The 2,000-nt window shown below is 73.0% G+C and carries 2 protein-coding genes and 1 pseudogene; 1 reads left to right on the forward strand and 2 read right to left on the reverse strand.

The window, feature by feature from the left end:
• Positions 1-179: 179 nt before the first annotated feature.
• On the reverse strand, positions 180-794 hold the full coding sequence (locus tag CCN39_RS41730) for an NUDIX domain-containing protein (protein ID WP_208630619.1): 615 nt from the start codon (positions 792-794) through the stop codon (positions 180-182).
• 48 nt (positions 795-842) lie between these two features.
• Between CCN39_RS41730 and CCN39_RS41735 the strand changes: the two genes are divergently transcribed.
• Positions 843-1,592: a DeoR/GlpR family DNA-binding transcription regulator gene (locus CCN39_RS41735; RefSeq protein WP_086851906.1), complete on the forward strand. Its 750-nt coding sequence runs from the start codon at positions 843-845 to the stop codon at positions 1,590-1,592.
• Here the strand turns inward: CCN39_RS41735 and CCN39_RS41740 are convergent.
• A pseudogene (locus CCN39_RS41740) lies at positions 1,525-2,000 on the reverse strand (PIG-L family deacetylase); the annotation flags it as partial. The gene CCN39_RS41735 and the pseudogene CCN39_RS41740 overlap by 68 nt on opposite strands.

Below are 2,000 nucleotides of genomic sequence, written 5' to 3' on the forward strand. Positions count from 1 at the left end.
TCCCCCCGCGGGGGCCTTTCGTATGCCCGGGAAAGGTGGCGGGCTCGCGGCGGGGCCTCGGTGGGCCGCCTCGACGGGTGTGGGTCGGCTGCGGCTCCCGCCTGGGGCAGCCCGGCCTGAGCAGGCCTGGCCGCAACCCCATCGCCGCAGGCGACCAAGCGCCCCGCGCGGACCCACCGCTACCCCACCGCCGCACTGAACGGGCCCTGCAGCGCGGCCCACTGCAGCAGCATGATCGTCTTCGCGTCCGCGATCTCCCCCGTCCCGATCATCTCCAGCGCCTTCGCGAACGGCACCTCGAGCACCTCGATGTCCTCCCCCTCCTCTGCGATTCCCCCGCCGGCGCCGCGGTCGGCCGGGTCGTACGGCGCCGCGTAGCAGTGCAGGCGCTCGGTCACCGAGCCCGGGCTGGTGTAGACGTCGAACACGTGCTCCAGCGAGCCGATCCGCACGCCCGTCTCCTCCTGGGCCTCCCGGCGGATCGCCGTCTCCGGGTCGTCCGCGTCCAGCAGGCCGGCCGCCGTCTCCACGAACATGCCGTCCGGGTGGTCGTTGACGTACACCGGGTAGCGGAACTGGCGGGTCAGCAGGACCGTGCCGCCCTCGCGGTCGTAGAGCAGCACCGTCGCCCCGTTGCCGCGGTCGTACGTCTCGCGCTGCTCGGTCGTCCAGCGGCCGTCGCCGTGCTGGTAGTCGAACGTCGTGCGGCGCAGCACGTACCAGGCCGACGACAGCAGCTCCACGTTCGTGACCCGGACGCGGGGGTTACGGGTCAGGCTTGTCGAAGAGGTCATGCCCCGACCATAATGTGCACGATTCGGAAGGAACAAGGAGGATCGTGCATGCTGGTCGGGGAACGTCGTGAACTGCTGCTCGCCCGGCTCGCCGCCGACGGCAAGGTGCTGGCCAAGGACGTCGCCGCCGAACTGGGGGTCTCCGAGGACAGCATCCGGCGGGACCTGCGCGATCTCGCCACCGCCGGGCTCTGCCAGCGCGTCTACGGCGGCGCGCTGCCCGTCTCCCCCGCCGTCGCCGACTACGCGAGCCGCAGGGACATCGCCCGAGACGGCAAGGCGCGGGTCGCCAACGCCGCTGCCGCGCTGGTCCGGCCCGGTTCGACCGTCATCCTCGACGGCGGCACCACCACCCTGGCCGTCGCGGAAGCCCTCCCCGAAGACCTCGAGGCCACCGTCGTCACCCACAGCCCGACCGTCGCGGTCGCCCTGCTCGGCCACCGCGGCATCGAGGTGTTCCTGCTGGGCGGGCGGCTGTTCCGGCACTCCGCGGTCACCTGCGGTGCCGCCGCCGCCGAGGCCGCCCAATCGATCAGCGCCGACGTCTTCCTGCTCGGCGTCACCGGCGTCCACCCCGAAGCCGGCCTGACCACCGGCGACGCCGACGAAGCGGCGATGAAGCGCACCCTGGCCCGGCGCGCGGCCGACACCTACGTCCTGGCCAGCGCCGAGAAGCTCGGCGCGGCGTCGCGGTTCACCGTGCTGCCCTTCGCCGACGTCGCCGGGATCGTCACCGACGCCGAAGACCAGAACGTGCAGAAACTTGCAGACCAGGGTGTGCCGATCGTTCCGGCGTGACCTCGGCGTACCACTCGCGGCCGGCCACGAGCCCGAACACCGGCGCCGGCAGCCACACGAGCACCCGCAGCACCCCGGACAGCCGTCCGCTGCCGCGCACGTCCGACACGTGCGCGGCCAGGGCCGCCTGTTTGCGCGCGGCGAAGCGCCGCACGTCGAACCGGTGGGTGATGGCCGCGGCCGGGCTGTAGCCGAGCGCTTCGACGTCGTAGGCGAACGGAATCCTCAGCGCCCGGACCACCCGCACGAACCGCTGCGCGAAGTCGCGGGGCAGGGTGGCTTCCAGCAGCCGCGTTCCGGTCAGCCGGGCCGCCCGGCGGGCGACCTGGTGGACCTTGACGTGGTCTCGGTGTCCGTAGCCGCCGTTGGCGTCGTAGCCGAGCAGCAGGTCGGCGCGTTCCTCGTGCA

It is taken from the genome of Amycolatopsis kentuckyensis (assembly GCF_002155975.1).
Lineage (GTDB): Bacteria > Actinomycetota > Actinomycetes > Mycobacteriales > Pseudonocardiaceae > Amycolatopsis > Amycolatopsis kentuckyensis.

Coding starts and splice junctions, on each gene's coding strand:
- CCN39_RS41730 (WP_208630619.1), bottom strand. CDS start 794: ATGACCTCTTCGACAAGCCTGACCCGTAACCCCCGCGTCCGGGTCACG.
- CCN39_RS41735 (WP_086851906.1), top strand. CDS start 843: ATGCTGGTCGGGGAACGTCGTGAACTGCTGCTCGCCCGGCTCGCCGCC.